Raw genomic sequence first — 1587 nt, 5'->3', positions numbered from 1 at the left:
GGGATGCTGGGCAAGCTCAACCTTGACCAGTTCGCCATGGGTTCGTCGAACGAGACCAGCTATTTCGGCAATGTCATTTCGCCCTGGCGGCGTAATGATGGCGGAAATGCTGCTCTGGCCCCCGGGGGCTCCTCGGGCGGCTCGTCGACTGCGATTGCAGCGCGGTTGTGCCCGGCGGCGACCGGCACCGACACTGGTGGCTCGATCCGCCAGCCTGCGGCCTTTGTCGGCATTTCGGGCATCAAGCCGACCTATGGTCGCTGCAGCCGCTGGGGCATTGTCGCCTTTGCCAGTTCGCTCGATCAGGCAGGCCCGATGGCGCGCGATGTCCGCGATTGTGCGATCATGCTGGAGGCGATGGCGGGTTTCGATCCCAAGGATTCGACTTCGCTCGAACTGCCCGTCCCCGAATGGGAAGCTGGCCTCAACAGCGATTTGCGCGGCAAGAAGGTCGGTATCCCCAAGGAATATCGCCTCGACGGCATCGACGAAGATATCGCCGCGATGTGGGACAATGGCATCGCATGGCTGAAAGATGCGGGGGCGGAGATCGTCGACATCAGCCTGCCGCACACCAAATATGCGCTACCGGCTTATTACATCATCGCACCCGCAGAGGCCTCATCGAACCTCGCCCGCTATGATGGCGTGCGCTATGGTCTGCGCGACCTGCCCGATGGCGCTGGTCTGCAGGATATGTACGCGGCCACCCGAGCCGCCGGATTCGGCGCAGAAGTGCGCCGCCGCATCATGATCGGCACCTATGTGCTCAGCGCGGGTTTCTACGACGCCTATTACACGCAAGCGCAAAAGGTTCGCGCGTTGATCGCCCGCGACTTCGAATATGCGTGGAAGCAATGCGACCTGATCCTGGCGCCGACCGCGCCCAGTGCTGCCTTCGGCCTGGGCGAGAAAACCAGCGACCCGTTGAGCATGTATCTGAATGACGTTTTCGCTGTGCCTGCCTCGCTGGCCGGATTGCCCGCGATGTCGGTGCCGGGTGGTCTTGACAAGCAGGGGCTGCCGCTCGGTCTGCAAATCGTCGGCAAGGCTATGGATGAGCAGGGCGTGTTGAATGCAGGTCTGGCGATTGAGGAACGCGCTGGGTTCACGGCAGAAGCGGAGAAGTGGTGGTAATATGAGCGAATACCGCATCCAGGGCGAAACCGGTGAGTGGGAGGTCGTGATCGGCCTTGAGGTCCATGCGCAGGTTACTTCAAACGCCAAGCTCTTCTCGGGCGCTTCTGCCGCTTTTGGCGGCGAACCAAACAGCCATGTCTCGCTGGTCGATGCCGCGATGCCCGGCATGTTGCCCGTGCCGAACCGCGAATGCATCCGTCAGGCGGTGCGCACCGGCATGGCGATCAATGCGCAGATCAACAAATGGTCGCGTTTTGACCGGAAGAATTATTTCTACGCCGATTTGCCGCAGGGCTATCAGATTTCGCAGCTTTATCATCCGATTGTAGGTGAGGGCGAGATTGAGGTCATTCTCGACGAGAAGGACGCCAATAGTCCGCGCAAAACCATCGGCATCGAACGCATCCATGTCGAGCAGGATGCCGGCAAGCTGATGCACGATCAGCA

General features: G+C 60.8%; 1 protein-coding gene and 1 pseudogene. Both read left to right on the top strand.

All coding sequences use genetic code 11. The features are described 5' to 3' along the window. Nucleotides 1–1137 (top strand): amidase family protein (locus PKC81_RS14710; protein ID WP_324337365.1); only part of this gene is annotated, 1137 nt, incomplete at its 5' end. 1 nt (nt 1138) lies between these two features. Then, nucleotides 1139–1587: pseudogene (gatB, locus tag PKC81_RS14705) on the top strand (Asp-tRNA(Asn)/Glu-tRNA(Gln) amidotransferase GatCAB subunit B); the annotation flags it as partial.

It is taken from the genome of Sphingorhabdus sp., assembly GCF_035329025.1.
Classification (GTDB): Bacteria; Pseudomonadota; Alphaproteobacteria; order Sphingomonadales; family Sphingomonadaceae; genus Sphingorhabdus_B.
The sequence above is the reverse complement of the archived record's forward strand: the minus strand, read 5'-3'. Positions and strand labels throughout refer to the sequence as shown.